This window comes from Hymenobacter montanus (genome assembly GCF_014699115.1).
GTDB lineage: Bacteria > Bacteroidota > Bacteroidia > Cytophagales > Hymenobacteraceae > Hymenobacter > Hymenobacter montanus.
Genome location: NZ_JACXAD010000008.1, coordinates 174,775 through 193,171, shown reverse-complemented (window position 1 = coordinate 193,171; position 18,397 = coordinate 174,775). Strand labels below are relative to the sequence as shown.

Sequence of the window (18,397 nt, the reverse complement as noted above, 5' to 3'; positions counted from 1 at the left end):
GCGCTCAGTAGGGCCCGTGGGTACAACCGCGCTGGCGCGTCAGGGCCGGCGGCAGGAGTCAAGTTGGGTTTGCACGTCGCGAATTGTGCGGGGGGCGGCCTGATTGCCCCAGTGGCTTTCGACGTAATTTAATAAGTTGGTGAGCTGGGCCGTACTCATGGTCTTATTGCCGGGCATGACGTTGTGGTAGCCCACGCCATTCACTACGATCATCCCGTGCTGGCCATTGCGCACCAGGCAGGGCAGCTCGGCGCGGTGCTTGGCCAAGTAGTCGGACCCGGCTAGGGGCGGAATAAGGCGCGCCAGGCCCTGGCCCTGCTCGCCGTGGCAGCCTGCGCAGTGCTGCGCGTATAGCCGCTGGCCCTGGTGCCGGTTGTTGCTGAAACAGCTGGGCAAGGCGGCCCCCAGCAGCAGTAAACCCCCTGAAATGAGCGAACGGGGCGACATCAATAGGTGGGCAGGGTCATTCAATTAGTCAGGGAGGCCACTGTACGGGCCGGCGTAGCCGGGGCCCGTTTCACCAGAGCCCAAGGCCCGCGGCTACTGGTTTTGGGCTACTGGCTGGGCTTTTCGGGTATCAATTTCGGCTAAAAGGATGGGCAGCTCGGCAAGCAGGCGGGCGACCTCCGCCGCGTTAAGACTGTCGTAGAGGCCGCGGATGTGTCCTTGGTCGTCGACCAGGGCGAAGGTGCCGTTGTGAGCAAACCCACCCGGGGCCTGCTTGTCGGGTAGGGCGGCCGTGAAATAGGCGTGGGCGAGCTGAAACACCGTGTCCTTGGCCGTGGGTTCGCCGTGCGCGCCGGTGGTGGCAAAGTGCCAGCGGGTAGCGTCGGTAATGCCCAGGCGCTGGGCATAGTCGCGCAGGATCGGCAGGGTATCGTGGGCCGGGTCGATGGTGTGCGAAAGAAATACCACGCGCGGGTCCTTGGCAAATTGGGTATACACTTTCAGCATCTCACCCTGCATCTTGGGGCAGATGCCGGGGCAGGTGGCGAAGAAAAAATCGGCCACGTAGGCCCGGCCCGCCAGGGTTTTGTTGGTGATGACCTGGCCGGCTTGGTCGGTAAGCCGGAAGGCGGGTACGGTAGCAAACACGGTATCGGCGGGGCCCCCATCGGCGCGGGGATGCACCTCGCGCTCACCCAGAATGGGCAGGCGGACCTCCGGGCTCGAGCAGGCACTAAACAGCAGCGCGACCAGGGCGGGCACCGCAAAAAGACGTTGGAACATAGATTAGTTGGAAGAAGGCTTCGCTACTGGGGTAGTGGGCGGAGGCGGCAATTGCTGCAAGAACAACGTTGCCGAGTCTATCGTTGCCTGAAATTGCCGGCTAACCTCGGCCAACACCTGCTGCTGCTGCTGGAAATAAGCCAGCCGGGCGGCCGGCGCGCCGGTAGTATCGGGGGCGTGGTACTGGTGCATCCAGTGCATCATGGCCGCGTCGGCGGCGACCAGGCCCCGCAGGTAAGGGCCCGCGGCCGGCGCGTGGGCCGCCGAGATTTTAGCCTTCAGCGCATAGAGCTGGTCCATTCGCGCCATCAGCGAATCGTGGCGGGCCATCAGGGCTCTTTGGGCGGCCTGAGCCGGCGAAGGCTGCCGGGGCGGGGCCGGCGCTGGGCAGGCCGCCAGGGTTGCGGCCCCGGCCAGCAGGGCGGCCCGCAGCGCATTGGTCAAGGGAAATTTCACGCCGCAAAGGTACGTTCGGCCCGCCCGAAGCAACACGGTAATGAAGCCACCCAGCCCTCAAGCAAAGGCCCCGCTCGAAAAATCGAGCGGGGCCTATCTTTATCCTGATTAGCAGTCTCTCTAACAAGACATGAGCTGCGCTAACCAGCCTATTGCTTCTGGAAGCGGTTGGTATACGTTTGCTGCGCGCCGACCACGCGTACCAGGTACAAGCCCGTGGCCAAACCCGCCACGTGCTGGCTAAGCTGCTGGTTGAGCTGCTCAACCGAGCCCGTGCTCTTGAAAACGAGGCGACCGGTGGTGGTGTACACGTGCAGACTCAGGTTAGCCCCGGTCTCGGGCACGTCGAAGCGCAGGCTGTTCGTGGCCGGGTTGGGATAGAGGCCGAGCGAAACCGAGCGAGCGGCCTTGCTAGCCAGCACGGGGCCCGCGAGCGAGTAGCGCGTAAACACCGGGTAGTGGTCCGACGTCGTGCTGGCGTAGTTGGCAATCGTGCTCGTCACGTCGGTGCGAATGGCCGCCGTGCCGTTGATGTAGTACTGTGCCATCCGCCCGTTAGCGATGACGTTGTCAATCACCGTCCGGAAACCAGACGTTGATTGCAGGCCTGCCTGGGCCAGCGGCAGCGTAATCGGCAGATAGCTGGCATCCTGCATAAAGGAGTAGTACGAGCTGACGGGCGGCGTCACACCCGTGGCAATCGTGCCCTCCAGTACGTCGTTGTAGTCGCCGACAATCAGGTTGTTGTCGTTCGAGTAACTAGTGTCGAGCAGGTTCTTGAGCAGGTCGGCCCCCGCTTTACGCCGGGCGTAGTCGTTAGCCGAAGTCGCGGTGGAGTTGGCCTTGGCGTGAATCACGATGAAGTTCACGCGCCTGGTTACACCATCGAGCAGCACGTCGGCACTCATTAGGTAGGGAAAGCGGCCCGACGCCCACGGGGTGAATGCGGGGCAGTTCTGGGCCTGGGTGCAGCGCAGCAAGCCCTGGAAGCTCGGGTTTCTTACCACGTCGGTACGGTAGATGAAACCCAGCTTCTGGGTGCCGACGTAGTCGGGGTCATCCTTGTTGTCGGCGTACGAGCCGTAGTCGGCAATCCGGTAGGCGTACGGCAGGCCCAGATTGGTTGATAGCCGCGCGGCCACGTCCTTGAGGCGGAGGGTATCCACTATCTCGGCCAAGGCGTATACGTCGGCTCGCAGCGCCCCGAGAACCGTCGTGACGTTGGTTTTCTGCAGGTCCTTGTTCGGGGGGCCCAGCGTGGGGTCGGCCGAGCCAAACCACTCGATGTTCCAGTTCACCACCTCCAGCGTTTTGGCCGGGTCGTAGGTATCGCCGCTCAGGGTCACACTCGCTGAGGTCGCGCCCGCGGTGCTCACCGTCACCGTGCCGCTGACGCTGGTCAGGGTAGTGGTGGGGCGGAAGCGCACCGTCACCGTCTTGCTCGTGGCGTTCACCTCCGCCGTGGTCAGGGCGAGGGTGCTGGCGAACGTGGTGCCGTCTTTCGAAAGCGTAAAGCTGGGGTTCGAGGAGGTCAGCGTCACGTTAGCCGTCAGGTCATTGGCCGATACCGTCAGCGGTTGGTCAGCGTTGGTATTCACGGCTTGGTAGCCGAAGGCGAGCCGGCTCACGTTGGTGAGCACCGTGGGGGCCGGCGGGGTAGCCGAGTTGGTCAGGGCAATGTCGTCGAGCGTCCACCGGGCCGCGGCGGCCGAAGTCGAGGTGTACACGAAGGCCACGTGCACGTTAGCTCCTCGGAAGGCGGCTAGGTTGATGGCAGCCGTTGAGGTCCAGACGTCGGAGCCCGTGGCGGGGAAGGGCACGTTCAGGTCGGTCCAGATGGCGGCGGTAGGAGCGCCCGTGCCGCTGTAGTTGGTCGAGACGCGCAGCTTCAGCCCCGGCCCGTTGAAGGCGGTGCGGCTCCAGAACGAGAGCAGCGGGTAGGCGTAGCTGGTCAGGTTGAAGGCCGGTGAGATAAACCAGTCTTCATTCTCGATGTTGCCCGACGCGTAGCCGTTTATCTGCACGCCGTTGGGGCTGGAGGCCGTGGGGCTGCTGGGGTCGCGGCCGAAGGTGGTGCAGCCCCACGTTTGCGGGCCGGTCACGCTGTACTGGCTCCAGCCATCCGAAAGGGCGGTGGTGCAGGTGGCAAAGTTGAAAGTCGTTTGGTTGGGGTCGGTGCCTACCCCGGTCAGGGCCACGGTGCGGGTCACGGCCCCGGTGCTCTGGTGGGTAAGGCTGCCCGTCGCGGGGCCCGTGGCGGTGGGGGTGAATTTCACGTTCACCGTTTGGGCCGTAGCCAGCTCGGCGGGCGTAAAGCTCAGCGTAGAGCTGAACGTCGTGTTGTCTTTCGACACCGTGAACGGGCCGGTGGCCGTCACGGTCGTGGCACTGGTCAGGTTCGCGCCAGCGAGCGAGTACGTCTGGGCTGCCGAGGTGGTAGTGATGTTTTGGTTCCCAAAATTTATCGCGTTGGGCGCCACCGTCAGCGTGGGCGTGGTTGGGGTCGGCGAGTTCCAGGTCAGCGAGAAGTCGTCGATGGCCGTAGAAGGGCGGCTGCCGGCACCCGTGCTGGCACTGAGGGTGACGATGCGGATGTACACCGGCCCGCTCTGGTTGTCCAGGGCCGAGCCAAGGCTCACCGTTATCGTATTGTTAGAAAACGCGCTAGCGCCCGTGTCGCTGCCCGTGCCCACCGTGGTAAAGGCAGTCGGCGTCGCCCCCCGGCCGTAGTCCACCCGCCAAGTGGTAGTGCGGGTCGAAGAGTTATCGAGCGACTGCAGCTTAAAGCTTAGCGCAAAATCCGTTTTACCGGTCGTGTTGGCCGCCTGAAATACGAAGGCCGCGCCGGGATCGCCAAAGGTGCCCGTCTGGCGCACGCCCAGGGCGCGGTTGGTGGCGGCGGTCTGGTTGGCCGTCGAGGCCGTGGCGGTGAGGCCCGTGGCCGAGGCAAAGTTCTTGAAGCCGGCTCCGGTAGCCCCCCAGGTCGTAGTCGATCCCGGAGTGAGGATAAGCTGCGCTGCGGTCGGGGCACTGCCCAGGCTGCTGGCCGTGGCCCCGATATATACCCCAAAGCCCGTCGGCAGGCCGCTGGCGAGGTTATCGAACGTTTCCGTGTAGGGGCTGGTGTCGAGGGTCGCCTGGGCCCGGGTGGTGGTGGCTGCGAGAGTCAGCCCTCCAGCCAATCCTAATAAAAGTAGTTTATTTATCATGCTTCGGAAAAAAGTCGGTACACTGTGGGACAAAATTACCAGATCTAAAGAGGATTGAGATTTAAAAGAGATTTTATTTTTATTATGAGTTCATAAGCCCGGCCGAACCGCGGCCGCCAGACCCACTATAATGGGGCTGGCCCCCGTCCAGCAAAAGCAACTTCTCTGCTCTACTTCTCCGGTCGTGATTACCCGGTAGTATGCCCGCCCCCGCCGGTGCCTGGGCACAAGGTGACGCAACCACGGCAAACCAGCCAGCAGCTGAGAGCTGAGCCAGGTCAGGGCATCCGGGGATTCGACCATGCTGGAGGGCTCCCGCGTGACTGTGCTGCAAGCGTTTGATTTTTTGCGCGGGGCGGCTCCAACCTCGGGCCCGGGCAAGCGGCGGCAAGGCGATGCATACTGGAAGGCTCAGCCGTGCCCTGAACTTAGTGTTCGTCTTGCAGCGGGCTGATGAACGGCAGCCTGATCCCGAGTTACGGCGTGAGTTGACGGCGGGCGTGATGCGCAGCAAGGGCCGGCTCACCAAGCCCGTTCTTGGGCACTGTGGATCCCAAGCTAGGGGCACTGCGCCGGGGAAATAAGGCTATTGTTGACTCTGATTCTTTGCCTGACGCCCAGAAAGTTCCGGCCCTGGTTGGGTTGGGCTGCTAGCTGATTGTGTCGGCTGGCGAAGCAGCTGTATTCAAATAAGAGACTGATGTCATGTCAGAATAGTATTGCCAAGAACGTACAGTCAAATGAAAGTCGTTTTGTGAACATTATTCCCTATGTTTGTACTGTTAGGCCAATAACCAAAGTAGCCAATTAACGAAAGCAGGTGGGGATCACAGAACGCGAAGAGCGCGGGAAAAACGAGTGGCGTCAGGCTATCCTGGTAGCGACCCAGAGCCTGTTCAATGAGCAAGGCTTCGAGATGATGGGCATGCGCACCATTGCCCGGGTCAGTGGGTGTAGCCCAGCTACCATCTATCTATTCAAGAACGAAGCCACGAAGTTGAAAATGCTGGCCAGTAAAGCGGGCTGTGCTACTCGGGTGCGGGTCAAATACGCCCCTGCTTCGCCCCTGATAGTTGGCACTACCACTCTATCCATCGGCCCGGATGGGCCGGCCGGCTATAGCTCCAAGTACTACGCTTGCACCCAACAGCTGGGCCGGAGCAGCAATACAGCCACCCTACTACCTGTTGCTCTGACGGCATTTACAGCAGGGCGCCAGGTCTGTAGCACCCGATGTCGATGGACGATGGCTAGCGAGCGAAACAGCGCTTTCTTCGCGATGGAGCACAGCCTGGACGGCCGCATTCTCTGCCGTATCGGCCCGGTGCCTGCCCAGGGGCCCAACACCCGGGCGGTTCACTACGAGTGTACCGCGCCGGAACTGTCGAATGCTCCGACGCGGGTTCTCTGTTACCGGCTGCGCCCGGCAGACCTCACCGGCCCGGCCACCTACTCGCTGATGCGCGCCCTCGCCAGCCAAACCGGCTGGGGGTAGCCCCTTCCCGAAACCAGTAGCTCACAGGACCCAGCAGGGGCAGTTAAGTCGGAGCCGCTCCCTTGGTGCCCGTGACGGCCTTAAATGCGGTAGGGCGCGTCCGGCTCACCACCAGCACCGACCCCCGCGGGCCAGCCGACCTGCTCTTGGCCTCGGGTCACCTACCCACCAGGTTTTACGTCGCCCGAGCCAGTGAGTGGGCTACCAAACGGCCGGTGGAATAATCAGCTTGGTCATCGGTGGATGCTCTTCTGCCTTCACTGCTTTCAGAGAACGATGCTCCCCCAAATAATCCCAGATATCAATCACTGGGACTTACCCCGCTCAAAAAGGCGCCACCATGTATTCGCCGGCCCAGCCGCGTGCCTCATTCGCCTAAACGCATTCACTATGCATGCATTCTTGAATTTATTGCCTGGTAACCAATCCGTCAAATGGGCTTTTTCCCGGCTGAGCTTGCGGCTGGCCCGCCCCACCTTAGTCCTGCTCACCCGCTTATGGGATTCCCTGCCGCAAAACCTGAGTCCGTTGCGGGCCGGTCTGGCGCTGGCAGCGAGTACCCTCTTGCTATCCTTCGCTGCCCACGCCCAGACCCTTAAAGCCATGCCGCTGGATTGTGGGGGATGGTTTAGTGGCTTTGCCCAGGCCGACAACGGGCGCCTCTACGGCTACGGTGACGTGTTCGGGGCCTGGCGCAGCGACAATGGGGGCACGAGCTGGAGCTACCTGAACTGGAGCATCCCCGGCGGCGACGTAGGGGGCCTGGGCATGGCCGTGCAGAAAAACAACGCCGACGTCGTCTACTACTCCACTGGCGACAAACTCTATAAGTCTACCAATGGTGGTGGTAGCTGGACCGTGCTGCTCAGCGACCTCGGTGATAGCAATGACATCTACCAAAGGACTCCGCGCTTCCGCGGCACCTCCCCGATCCTGATTCGCTCGAATGACTCTTCCGAAATCTGGTTCGCCGGCCCGCGTAAAAATATGACAGGCTGGCTGTGGAAGTCCTCCAACGGCGGGACCGATTGGGTCAAGGCCGGCGGCAACAACTTCGACAGCAACCGGGCGCGCACCCTGCACAACGTAGCAGCTTTTGCCAACCAGATCTGGGTGGGCTCCGACAACGGCCTGTACGTTTCTACCGATGGGGGCAATAACTTCAGCCTGGTCGGGGGCTCGGGTCGCCTGAGCGAGGTGGGCATGATCGCCCGCTTCACCACCGGCTCCTTCGCCGGCGTGGGCCTGGTCACGCGCAGCAACGGCGGGGGCGGGGGCATTTCGCGCATCACGGCGACCGACTACAACGACGCCACCACGTACTCGGTAGCTGATGCGGCCACCAACAGCATCTACTTCGGCTATCCCACGGGCCTGCAGATCTTCTCCGACGGCTCGTCCAGCGCGTGGAACACCAGCGCGGATCGGCACGGCTTCAGCCCGGCGGGTAACGGCGGCCAACTCTTCACCGTGCGCTCCACCACGCTCAACACCAGTGTGGTTCCAATCTGGACCACCGCCGTTGAGATGGCCGCTAAAAACCACCCCGACTTCGGCACGGATCAAGTGATCGAAGCGGTGGGCAACCCCAATAAGTGGATGATCACCGGAGGCGGCGCCCCGATGTATAGCCTGGACAAGGGCCTCTCCTGGCAGTACTTTCCCAACGGCAGCGGCTTAGCCGCGGTTAAAACTTACTATGCCAGCGTCAGTCGCTACGACGCCAACCGTATCTACATCCCCGGCAGCGATATCGGCTCAGTCATCGTGACCGATGGCGGCAGCAGCGGCCAAGCTGCCCTGAGCTCGCACAGGACCTACAACGGCTTGCATAGCGCCTTCCGCGTCCTGGAAGGACCGGACACGCAGAATCTGGTGCTGGCCGGCGTCGATCAGGGCACCAATTCAACCTTGCTCCTGCGCTCCACCAACGGTGGTTCGAACTGGGATGTGGTGCCCCAGAGCGGCAACGGCCTGCCGCCTTCCCGCGACGGCGTGACCAAGGCCGTTATGTCGTTCAACAATGCCAACGATTTCCTGGTCGTACTCGCCTCCGGAACGGGTAAAGAAGGGACAATTACTCCTGGCACGATTAATCCCGGGGTCTGGCGCACAACCAATGGCGGTGTCTCGTTTCAGCAAGTGGAGGATCTGCCCACGACTGGGCTAAACACGGGGCATCGCTACGACCCGCAAAGCTGCTTCATTGAGCGCGACGCCGTGCAGCCCGACGTGCGGTACTTCATTGCCCGGGACGCGCCTTTCTATCGCTCCACCGACGGCGGCACCAGGTGGGCCCCGCGCACCCATCCCTTCGCCAAGCAAGATGGCAATGGCGCCTGGTGGGCCTGGGACCTGCACGCCGACCCCGTCCGGGGGGAGAACCTGTGGGCGGCTGGCGACTTTGCGGGCGTAAAAGTCTCGCGCGATGGCGGGCAGAGCTGGACCCCGACCACCCAATTCATGAATGCCCACTTTGTATCTTCGTACGATGGCAAGATTGCCGTGTTCGGTTCGATGGCTGGTGACGCCCAACCGCGCCTGTATTACTCTGACGATGACGGGGTAAGCTTTCGAGCCCTCACCTCCCCGAGCTACAACTTCCACGGGGTACAAGGCCTCGCCGTGGACCGCACCGGCAAGGTGTGGGTAAGCTGGAACTCGGTTACGGTGGTGAATCCTAATATCACGCCGCTGCCCGTTACCCTGACGGCCTTTACAGTCGAGCGGCAAGGTCATAGTGCCCGATTGCGATGGACGACGGCTAGCGAGCAAAACAGCGCTTTCTTCGCGGTAGAGCGCAGCCTGGACGGCCGCACCTTCGACCGGATCGGGCGAGTAGCCGCCCAAGGAAACAACACCCGGGCGGTTCGCTACGAGTTTACCGACCCGGAACTGTCAGATGCTCCGGCGCGGCTCCTCTACTACCGGCTGCGTCAGGAAGACCTCGACGGCACGGCCACGTACTCGCCGGTGCGCACGCTCGCCAACCAACCAGCCGGGGGCACTCTTTTCCCGAACCCAGCAGAAGGTAGCGCTCAGGAAGTGCAACTCACCGGAGCGGCTCCCTTGGTGCCCGTGACGGTCGTCGATGCGGTTGGGCGCGTCCGGCTCACTGCCCGCACCGATGCCCGTGGACGGGCCGCCTTGCCCTTGGGCTCGAGTCACCTACCCGCCGGATTTTACGTCGTTCGAGCCGGTGAGCGGGCGGTCAAGCTGCAGGTAGAATAATTGGCCCGCTCGTGGGAGACACTCCATTAATGACCAGCCATTGCCTAACCAGAAGGCCTCATGTAAGAATCGCTTACCATAGGGCCTCAATAAGAAAAGCTACGACGGCAGCAAGTCGATCCACCCGTCTTCGCTGACCACGATGGCCAGGGCCGAGTACTTGCTGCTGTTCACGTAGCGCAGTGCCGAGTTGTAGCGGGAGCCGCGCGACGAGTCGCCTTTTTCGGTGGCCAGGCCGTCGAGGATGGCGCCAATGGCGTAGCACATGCCGTTGGGCTCGATGAGCACGGCCCCATCGATGTTGGTAACTAGGCGCAGCACCGAGGGCGTCATGATGCGCGGCACGATGCGGAAGCACTGGCGAGCCAGGCGCTGGGACTCCTGCCGGGCTCCCGCGCTGATAACGAGGATGGTGCCATTGGGCTGCGTGGTGGCCTTCTGGGCTAAATCCCAGAGGTAGTCGGTGCTATCGGCCGTCAGGTTAGGAAAGACGATGCGCACGGTGCGGGCGAAATTATCGGCTGCTACCTGGCCCTGGGGCATCCGGGGCGTGTTACTCACCACCCGCATCAGCACGTGGCCCGCGTGGCTCATTTCCCAGCTGTAGTGGTTGGTGAAGTGCACCGTCACCAGGGGCTCGTACTGGCTGTCGGACTCCGGTACCAGCTGGCCCAGGCCAAAAACGTGCGAGGCGTCCGAAATCAGGGCCGTGTGGCCCTCGCTCAGCTCCAGCAGCTTGCGAATGGAGCGGTGGTCGCGCATGGGCACGGGGGTTTCCAAGGTCAGCACGGGCACGATGGCCGGGTGCAGCCGGCGGCTCACGAGCATGGTGCCAACGCCCTCGTCGCCCTCGTGGCGTAGGGCCGCCACGCCGTTGCAGGCATCGTAGAGGCCGTGGGTACCGCCGGGGGCTACGCGCAGCATCAGGCGGCGACCGGCCGAGCGCAGCACCTCGTTGTAGTCACGGTCGAGCACGGGCTGGTCGTTATCGGCGGTGTCGGCCTCGCGCAGGGCCCGGGTGCAGTCGTGCAAAAATTCCAGCACGGCCGCGTGGGGCAGGTTGAAGGTGCGCCCGCCTGACTTCGGCAGGGCGTAGTAGCCGTCGTAGCAGTCAGCCGAGAGCTGCAACACCACGGTCACCAGGTAGCCCTGCAAGCTCACCGGAACCGAGCAGAACGAGCGTCGATTTTCGTGGCGCGCGGTGGCCAGCTCGTGCAGGGTGGCTTCCGTAGCCCGGCACACCAACTCGTACCAGTGCTGTTTCTCAAGCCGGTCGTGGTGGTTCGGGTGCAGGTGATAAACGGAGCCCTGGGGCCCGGTATCCACCTCAAGGGCGGCTGCCTGGGTCTTAACGTGTTTAAAGTCAGCGGGCGAGTAGCGGGTGGAACCAGGCTCGATAATCACCGCATCGGGCTCGTCGGCTTCTTTGGCCGAGGCAAAACCCAGCAGAAATACTTCGGGCCGCAGGCTGCGGTCGAGCAAGTTAAAAATGCCCTCAGCGAAGAGTTGAGCGGAGACGCGAAACAGGCTTTGGTGTTCCCACATGGGCAAGTTCAGGACGGCCGGACCCCGTTGCAGGCCCGACTTCGCTTCGAACTACGGAAAAAAGCCCGGCATAGTGGTAAGGTCAAACAAAATTCCTGCGCGAACGCTTCCTGCTCCACTCATAAAGCTGTAACTTCGGGGTGGCGGCCACCCGGTCGCGGCCACGCTTTCTCCACCGCTAACTGCGCAAGCCTATGCTTTTCGTCGACATGCTTTTTGTAGTGGCGGTGGCCATTTCATTCATTCCGATTCTGACGGGCTACTGCGCGCACAGCCGGGGCCGGTCGTTCTGGCTGTGGTTTGCTTTGGGCTGGGTTCTGCCGCTAGCCTCATTCTTCCTGCTGTTTGCCCTGATTGCCCGCGAAGAGCTGGACCCCGGCCGCCGCCTGCTGGGCGAAGCCCGGCAAATTCTGCGCGATGCCGAAGAACAGGCGAAAGCCGCGAAAACGAGGTTTTAAAGTGGTTTCTGGGGCGGTGTCCTTGGTGCGGCCGGCGGTTGCCTCACCCCCACCTCTCCGCAGGAGAGGGGAGCCTGACGACAGAGATATGGAACGGAGAAACGCTTGGCTTCAAGCCACCGTTTGGGTACCTAGAGCCATTTCGGAGTCAGTATCGGTTGTCGTTCCGGCGTTCGCCTCACGTGCCCCCTGCGGGGTCGTACCCGGTAGGGCGGGCCCTACCGGGTACGACCCCGGTTCGCTGGAGGCGCGAAGCCGCAGGAGAGGGGAGCCTAACGTTAGGTACACGGACCTCGAAACCGCTCTAAGTAGGGACTAGTACGGAATAGTGATGTCTGCTTGGCGTCTGGTAATCAAACAACGGGTTGCTAATTAGAGCCGTCTTCCTTTCCGTGTCCGAGTCGCCAGGTTCCCCTCTCCTGCGGAGAGGGGCTGGGGGTGAGGCAACCGCCGGCCGGGTCTGGTACACTGATTTGAGTATTGATTTTAAACAATAACCGTTCGAGCCCCCCGTACCCTGCCGGCCCGTTTTAGGGCTGGCTGCGCTCCGCAATTCCCTTCGCCACCCACGCTGCGGTGCTGAAGCAGCCTTGCAGCAGGTAGCCGCCGGTGGGGGCTTCCCAATCCAGCATTTCGCCGGCTACGAAGGTTCCGGGCCGCTGCCGCAGCATCAGGTGCTCGTCCACGGCGGCGAGCGCGATGCCGCCGGCCGTGGAAATAGCCTCGTCCAGCGGGCGCAGTCCGGTTACGGGCAGCGGCACCGCCCGGAGCAGCTCGGCCAAGGCTGCCGGGCTCAAAGTGGCTACGTCGGGGCTGGTTTCGCGCAGCAGGGTCGGTACGGGGGCGCCTAGGTGCAGCGACTTCCGCAGTAAGTCGGGCAGTGAGGCTCCCGCCCGCCGCTGCTGCAGCTTGCCCAGCAGGGCGGCGGCCGTAAGGTCGGGCTTCAGGTTGAGGCCTAGCACCGCGTGTCCGTCACGGGCGAGGGCCGCCCGCAGCTGGGGAGTGAGGGCGTACACCGGCGTCCCCTCCAGGCCATACTCGGTCAGCATGATTTCGCCGCGGACTTCGGCGCCATCGTTCACCCGCAGGGCAATGTTTTTGAGCGGCGCCCGGCCGATTTTCTGGCGGAAGAAATCCGACCAGGCCACTACCGCGCCGCAGTTAGCTGGGGCGAAGGGCACCACGGGCACCCCAATGGCCTGGAGCAGCGGCTGCCAGGCGCCGTCGGAACCCGTTTTAGCCCAGCTCGCGCCCCCCAGGGCCAGCACCGTAGCGGCGGGTTCAAGGTTAAACTCCCGGCCGGTTTCCGGGCCAGGGCGTTCGTCGCGCAGGCGCAGCCCGGTGGCTCCCACAAAGCCCAGCCAGCGGTGCCGGGTATTGATTTCAACCCCTAGCTCGCGCAGCCGGGTCAGCCAGGCGCGCAGCAAGTCGGCGGGCTTGTGCGCGGCGATTGGGAAGATACGTCCGCTCGTTCCCACGAAGGTGGCGATGCCCAGGTCGGCGGCCCAGGCCCGCATATCCGCGGGCGAGAAATGGCCCAGCAGCTCCCGGAACCGGGCGGCGGCCGGGCCGTAGCGGCTGGCAAAGCGGTCCAGCTCTTCGGCATTGCTCAGGTTGAAGCCGCCGTGCCCCGCCACCAGAAATTTGCGCCCCACGGTGGCCTGCGCTTCAAAGAGGCGCACCTGGTGTCCGGCTTCGGCCAGGCGTTGCGCCACCAGCAAGCTGGCGGGCCCGCCGCCGATAATTACAGTTAGCAATGAGCAGTCAACAATGAGTAATGAGCAAGGCACAAAGTACGATACTTCGTGGCGAAAGGCCCTGCCACTCACTCGCTGTTCCGTTTGCTGCGCCTTGTCGGGTTAGCTGTTTTAGGCTTCGCTTTCCGCAATCAATTGCCGCCGGTAGCGGGCCAGAATAGCCGATTTCAGGATGAAGCCCAGGTAGTGGCCGTCCTCCTCGCACACGGGCAGGGCCCAGGCATCGTAGCGGTCGAGCAGGGCCAGCGTGTGTTGCAGGTCGTCGCTGGGGCCCACCACGGCGGGCGCGGGCTTCATCAGCTCGCGAACCTGGGTGGTGGTGTAGTGGGCATCATCAAACAAGGCGTTGCGCACCGAGTTCAGGCTGACTACGCCCAGCAGCCGGCCGCTGGCCGTCACCACCGGAAACAGGTCGCGCGAGGAGTGGCGGAACACGTCAACCAGTTGGCCCAGCGTGGTGCTGGGGCGCACGGGGATGAAATCGGTTTCTACCAGCTTGCGCGGGTCCAACTGGGCCAGTAGGCCGCGGTCGCGGTTGGCGTACACGTCCACGCCCTTCAGCGTGAGCTTGCGGGTATACACCGAGTAGGGCTCGAAGTACTTGGTAATGAGATAGGACGAGCTGCTCACCAGCATCAGCGGCACGAACAAGGCGTAGCCGCCCGTGATTTCAGCAATGAGGAAGATGGCGGTCAGCGGCGTGTGAATAACGCCGGCCAGGGTGCCGGCCATACCTAACACCACAAAATGCACCTCGGGAATGTGCACCAAGCCACTCAGATTAATCAGGCGGGCGAAGAAAAACCCGGCCAGCGCCCCCACGAACAGCGACGAGCCAAACATGCCCCCGTTGCCCCCGGCGCCCACCGTGATGCTGGTAGCCACCACTTTCAGCAGCATGCTGAACACCACCAGGACCAGCAGCAGCCAGGGGTTATTATCCTGGTACACCGAGAAGATGCTGCCGTCGGTAATGCGCTCCGGGTGGCCGCGCAGCAGCAGCTCCACGGTTTTGTAGCCCTCGCCGTACAGGGTAGGGAAGAAGAAGATGAGACCGCCGAGCAGGGTGCCGCCTAATAGTACCTTGCGCCAGCTCAGGCCCGGCCAGCGCTCGAAGAATCGTTCGAACCAGTGGTAGGTACGAATCATGTACACCGAGAAGAACGCCGTAAACAAGCCCAGCAGCACGTAGAACGGCACGGCATCGATCGGCCAGCTGGTGGTAATGAGTACGAACGGCTGGCCCACGTAGAGCGCCTTGGATACCACCGTAGCCGTGGCCGAAGAAATCAGCAGCGGAATAAAATACTGCGCGGGCAGCTCCATCAGAATGGTTTCGACCGCGAACAGCACGCCCGCGATGGGCGAGTTAAAGATGGCCGCCACGCCGGCCGCCGCCCCGCAGCCGGTGAGCAAGCGGCGCCGGCGCCGGTCCACGTGCAGCACCCGGCCGACGTTAGAGCCCAGGGCAGCCCCCGTTACCGAAATAGGGGCCTCGGTACCAGCCGAGCCACCGAAGCTCACCGTCAGGAAGGCCGTAATAAGCTGGGAGTACAGCTTGGAGCGCGGCACGATGCTGTTTTCGCGGGCCGTGCTGTAAATGATGGGCCCGATGCCCCGGCCCAGCTGCCCGCCCAGCAAATATTTGGTGACCAGCACCGTGAGGCTAATCCCAATGACGGGGTAAATCGACAGGGCAAACACCCGTTGGGGCTCCGAGATGGCTTCCTCTAGCCAGCGCATCTGGGTGCGGATGCAGGTTTTGAGCAACACCGCGGCCAAGCCCGCCAGGGCACCCACTACCACACTCAGGATGAGCATGTACATCCGTTCGCTGATGTGGCGAGCCCGCCATACGAGCAGCGGGCGCAACAGGCGATGAACGGCGTGATCGGGCATGGTAGTAGGGGACAGTCAACTCATAGGTTACGATGGGTAACGCAAAAATGCGCCGGTAGATGATGGGAAAGTGAAAAGCTCGATAAGCCCCCTAATTTTCATGCCGAACTCGCGGGCAGGGGCGTTGATTGGTTCTGGGCCGGTTAAAATTTGCTGAGAAGGTGTCGAATGCTGGAGGGTATGCTGGTCTGCTGCCGGGTATATTAACAGGTGCGTTTCTGAACAGCAGCATCCCTCGTAATTTCTTAATAGGCCGTTAGCGTTTCCACAAACTTGTTGTGGTCGTAGTCAGTGATGATCCACGTCTTACTTCCCGGAGCTAGTTTTGCTCCCCATTGGCCATTCTCGCAGTGCAACTCAACCTCGGCCCAAGTCCCGATAGACTCGTCAATGGCACAGCAAGCGGCTAAGGGATCATGGAATTTTTTCCCGCCCGGCTTCTTTTTTAGGTAGGCATTCATACCCTTCCAAATATAGGTTAACGCAAGACTCTTATCTTTGACGGCCTCGAAACGTTCGTGCATCTCTAGCGTAGTAGACTTTATGACATACGTTCTTAGAAACAAAGCGTCTAACCCCAATGCCGGTATACGCTAAAGCGGCCAGCGCAGACTTTCGATCGCCATTGAGGTTGTAGCTAGGACAGGTGACTAGCCCCTTAAATTTGCCTAGCTGCCTTTCAGCAGGAACTACGCCAACCCCTGCAAATCCACCTTGAGCAACCAGACGACCCAGCTTGAAGACAGCTCCATCATGAGCTGAACTAAGGCTTATGGCGGCTCCAAGATTCTTGAGGGGGGCACCCGTAATTAAAGTGGTATTCTCATCGCAACACCGCAGCAGGACTTCTCCTCCAGGTTCAGCATCATGGGATGGAGGGATGGGGCCATAGACTTTGTAGTGCCATCCGGAGACACAGTGCTTCTCATGGTCAATGTTATAAGCTCCTACGGGAATAGCCAAATCAAACCATTTGAGCGCCTGCCGGACCAGTCCAATCTGATCTGGTGCGCCCGGCGTTACCGTCACGGCTTTAAGATTGACCTTGGGATGTCCAATTAAAAACAGGAGGGTTAGGAAATCATCAGGATCGCCGGTTTCCATATCCCAGATTACATCAATCATTCTTGCCTCTATTTGCTCTTCTTTTTTGGCAGTATCGCTAGTCCCCGTATATTCCTGAGTAAAGAGCCGAGGCTTTTGAGTAAGTCAGCCCTGGGTTAAATTTCCAGGTCAGTCCGAGCCCACTCCAGGACAGTGCTTAGGTCTTCCCATCCATTCTCTACCGCAAGCTGGTGGGCAAAGACGATGGCTTCCTTGGGTGTTTCCTTGGTAGCGCGGGCAAAGAAGGCCGCTGCATTGGCCGTTTGGGTATAGGCCAGAATAGGATCGTCAGATGCTATCTTTTTAGCCACGGCCAGATGGGCGGCCCCGTCGTATCCCAGCGGGTTTGCCGCATAAAGCTGGGCCGCTTGCCACAAATCGGTTTGGGCATAGCCTGAGTTAAGGGTCTGCTGTTGTTGTAGCCATTGTACCGCTAGGACAAGTGGCTCATTCTCCCAGTTTGCTGTTGCTGGCCCTCGGGTATAGCCGTCATAGGTTGAGTCAAATACGTTATCACTCATCACCAGTCTCCAGGCTGCCTCAGTCACGTCTACACCAGTTTGCTCTCTCAAATGGTAAGCAAGATAGATGCGCCATACGATATCCACCTCCGGAATTTCATAAACTGCCTTCGTAAACCAATGACCTATGGCTCTTTCTCGCAAAATCCGAGTAGCTGCCAAGGACATACACAAGGGGTCATCGCCGGAAGCCGCAGACCAGAGCGCACCCGCCCGGGGATGGTATTCGTCTATTAAACGAGCTCCGTTTAACGCTTGCAGAACCGATGCGGTACTGGCAACGTCGCCAAATTCTGAGGCAAATCGAAGAAGCTGGTCTTGCTCTTCCTGAGTTGGGAAATTATCTGGATCTGCCGCATCCATTTGGGCTAACCTTGCCGCAACGAATCGTTTGAGATCTGGAGCAATGGTCATTCCCTCCGTTACATAGCCCCAAGCGATAGCAACTGGAGAGTTACCTATATTTCGCCCTGGTAAAAGGCGTATGATGATGTCATCGTTGCCAGCCCCGGCAAAAGAAACGCACCCCAGATATCCTCTCTCTGCCAATGCGACCGAAGCAATCTCATTCTCGTCAGGTGGTCTCACCTGCATATACAGTATCCGATTGGCCTCACGGGTTGGTTCGGGAACAGATTCCAGAAAGGAATTGATAGATTCAGTGTCAATCATAGTTACGCGCTTTTTATTTGGCGATGTTCAAAGCTAGGCTGAATTTCGGGCGGTGTGACGGTAAGCACTCTACCTTGGGCCAAATGCGACAGTGAACAACGGGCCCAGCGGCGCAAACCAGCATAGCATCATCGAAGCCGTAGATTGCTGTTGCGCCAGGCCTGCGGCGTGTTGGCGCGCAAATCCTGCTCGTTAATCCTTGGCCTGCAAGCGGCTCGAATCAACATTTGTATCAACCAACATACCTATCGAGCCAGCCTCAGGTAGACCAGCGCCATCTATTTGCACTCTGGCTTGACTATGCTACGTAATTAATTTATTGATCAATGAATTAAGTTGCTTCTCAAACATTAACTCTTATGTAATGTAACTCTTTCATTAACCTATCAAAGTCAAAATCACTGTTTTCGGTGGGTTGTATGAAGGAGCACACAAAGGGTAACGGGCCTTTAGTAAAGGCTTCAAATTGACCCTCTAATAAGTGGTATTCAGCATCAAGGCTACTTTCGATTAAAAGTAATTGATACCCTAGTATATTTTTCTCTTCGTAAAGTGGTTCAAGCAATTCTTCTGTTTCTTGAATGGCTTCTTTACAAAGCTTTAAATTTCCAACCGAGTTAGAGTGGATATATTCACGCGCAACCTGAGTGAGCATATTGATTATGAGAATATTATAGGAGATTGGAAAAACTGTCACCGCGAGCAAACGTTTGGGATGCGATTCAACCAACCTCCTCATGCCTTTTCGTGCAAGTTCGCAAATCGCGGCCTGGAAAAACGGTGGCTCACGCTTCAGTGCCTATACTGACACCGGCCGGCT

Annotated in this window: 14 protein-coding genes; 3 read left to right on the top strand and 11 right to left on the bottom strand. The window is 60.6% G+C overall.

The genetic code is table 11. The features are described from left to right. Positions 1-39 precede the first annotated feature (39 nt). From IC235_RS09450 to IC235_RS09435, 4 genes are all read right to left on the bottom strand, one after another. Positions 40-447, bottom strand: a complete 408-nt coding sequence (locus IC235_RS09450; protein ID WP_191004926.1) for a c-type cytochrome — start codon at positions 445-447, stop codon at positions 40-42. A gap of 93 nt (positions 448-540) precedes the next feature. Then, positions 541-1,230 carry an SCO family protein gene (locus IC235_RS09445; RefSeq protein WP_191004925.1) on the bottom strand — a complete coding sequence of 230 codons (690 nt, stop codon included), beginning with the start codon at positions 1,228-1,230 and terminating at the stop codon, positions 541-543. A 3-nt stretch (positions 1,231-1,233) separates the two neighbouring features. Beyond that, positions 1,234-1,686, bottom strand: a complete 453-nt coding sequence (locus IC235_RS09440) for a hypothetical protein (RefSeq protein WP_191004924.1) — start codon at positions 1,684-1,686, stop codon at positions 1,234-1,236. A 149-nt stretch (positions 1,687-1,835) separates the two neighbouring features. After that, on the bottom strand, positions 1,836-4,895 hold the full coding sequence (locus IC235_RS09435) for a T9SS-dependent choice-of-anchor J family protein (RefSeq protein WP_191004923.1): 3,060 nt from the start codon (positions 4,893-4,895) through the stop codon (positions 1,836-1,838). Positions 4,896-5,715: 820 nt separating this feature from the next. Here IC235_RS09435 and IC235_RS09430 point away from each other — a divergent pair. Next, a complete protein-coding gene (locus IC235_RS09430; RefSeq protein ID WP_191004922.1) occupies positions 5,716-6,390 on the top strand; it encodes a TetR/AcrR family transcriptional regulator in 675 nt (224 codons plus the stop codon). A 390-nt stretch (positions 6,391-6,780) separates the two neighbouring features. Then, positions 6,781-9,621: a WD40/YVTN/BNR-like repeat-containing protein gene (locus IC235_RS09425; RefSeq protein WP_191004921.1), complete on the top strand. Its 2,841-nt coding sequence runs from the start codon at positions 6,781-6,783 to the stop codon at positions 9,619-9,621. A gap of 99 nt (positions 9,622-9,720) precedes the next feature. Here the strand turns inward: IC235_RS09425 and IC235_RS09420 are convergent, their stop codons facing one another. After that, a complete protein-coding gene (locus IC235_RS09420) occupies positions 9,721-11,166 on the bottom strand; it encodes a DNA integrity scanning protein DisA nucleotide-binding domain protein (RefSeq protein ID WP_191004920.1) in 1,446 nt (481 codons plus the stop codon). Positions 11,167-11,360: 194 nt separating this feature from the next. On the opposite strand from IC235_RS09420, the gene IC235_RS09415 reads away from it, so the two are divergent. Beyond that, positions 11,361-11,624 (top strand): hypothetical protein, encoded by a 264-nt coding sequence (locus IC235_RS09415; RefSeq protein ID WP_191004919.1) that lies wholly within the window; start codon positions 11,361-11,363, stop codon positions 11,622-11,624. A gap of 530 nt (positions 11,625-12,154) precedes the next feature. Here the strand turns inward: IC235_RS09415 and IC235_RS09410 are convergent. The 6 genes from IC235_RS09410 to IC235_RS09385 all read right to left on the bottom strand — a co-directional run bounded on the left by IC235_RS09410 (position 12,155) and on the right by IC235_RS09385 (position 18,232). Then, entirely contained in the window at positions 12,155-13,381 is a 1,227-nt protein-coding gene (locus tag IC235_RS09410) for a BaiN/RdsA family NAD(P)/FAD-dependent oxidoreductase (RefSeq protein WP_223847169.1), read from the bottom strand. 111 nt (positions 13,382-13,492) lie between these two features. Continuing rightward, positions 13,493-15,280 (bottom strand): chloride channel protein, encoded by a 1,788-nt coding sequence (locus IC235_RS09405; RefSeq protein ID WP_191004918.1) that lies wholly within the window; start codon positions 15,278-15,280, stop codon positions 13,493-13,495. 245 nt (positions 15,281-15,525) lie between these two features. Beyond that, a complete protein-coding gene (locus IC235_RS09400) occupies positions 15,526-15,741 on the bottom strand; it encodes a nucleoside hydrolase (protein ID WP_223847168.1) in 216 nt (71 codons plus the stop codon). A 31-nt stretch (positions 15,742-15,772) separates the two neighbouring features. Further along, the gene (locus IC235_RS09395) at positions 15,773-16,405 is read right to left on the bottom strand and encodes a nucleoside hydrolase (RefSeq protein ID WP_191004916.1); all 633 of its coding nucleotides are present in this window, start codon (positions 16,403-16,405) and stop codon (positions 15,773-15,775) included. A 95-nt stretch (positions 16,406-16,500) separates the two neighbouring features. Further along, positions 16,501-17,577 carry a hypothetical protein gene (locus IC235_RS09390; RefSeq protein ID WP_191004915.1) on the bottom strand — a complete coding sequence of 359 codons (1,077 nt, stop codon included), beginning with the start codon at positions 17,575-17,577 and terminating at the stop codon, positions 16,501-16,503. Positions 17,578-17,920: 343 nt separating this feature from the next. Then, positions 17,921-18,232 carry a hypothetical protein gene (locus IC235_RS09385; protein ID WP_191004914.1) on the bottom strand — a complete coding sequence of 104 codons (312 nt, stop codon included), beginning with the start codon at positions 18,230-18,232 and terminating at the stop codon, positions 17,921-17,923. Between the last annotated feature and the right edge of the window lie 165 nt (positions 18,233-18,397).

Coding starts and splice junctions, on each gene's coding strand:
- IC235_RS09425 (WP_191004921.1), top strand. CDS start 6,781: ATGCATGCATTCTTGAATTTATTGCCTGGTAACCAATCCGTCAAATGG.
- IC235_RS09435 (WP_191004923.1), bottom strand. CDS start 4,895: ATGATAAATAAACTACTTTTATTAGGATTGGCTGGAGGGCTGACTCTC.
- IC235_RS09445 (WP_191004925.1), bottom strand. CDS start 1,230: ATGTTCCAACGTCTTTTTGCGGTGCCCGCCCTGGTCGCGCTGCTGTTT.
- IC235_RS09390 (WP_191004915.1), bottom strand. CDS start 17,577: ATGATTGACACTGAATCTATCAATTCCTTTCTGGAATCTGTTCCCGAA.
- IC235_RS09405 (WP_191004918.1), bottom strand. CDS start 15,280: ATGCCCGATCACGCCGTTCATCGCCTGTTGCGCCCGCTGCTCGTATGG.
- IC235_RS09385 (WP_191004914.1), bottom strand. CDS start 18,232: ATGCTCACTCAGGTTGCGCGTGAATATATCCACTCTAACTCGGTTGGA.
- IC235_RS09415 (WP_191004919.1), top strand. CDS start 11,361: ATGCTTTTCGTCGACATGCTTTTTGTAGTGGCGGTGGCCATTTCATTC.
- IC235_RS09450 (WP_191004926.1), bottom strand. CDS start 447: ATGTCGCCCCGTTCGCTCATTTCAGGGGGTTTACTGCTGCTGGGGGCC.
- IC235_RS09420 (WP_191004920.1), bottom strand. CDS start 11,166: ATGTGGGAACACCAAAGCCTGTTTCGCGTCTCCGCTCAACTCTTCGCT.
- IC235_RS09400 (WP_223847168.1), bottom strand. CDS start 15,741: ATGAATGCCTACCTAAAAAAGAAGCCGGGCGGGAAAAAATTCCATGAT.
- IC235_RS09395 (WP_191004916.1), bottom strand. CDS start 16,405: ATGATTGATGTAATCTGGGATATGGAAACCGGCGATCCTGATGATTTC.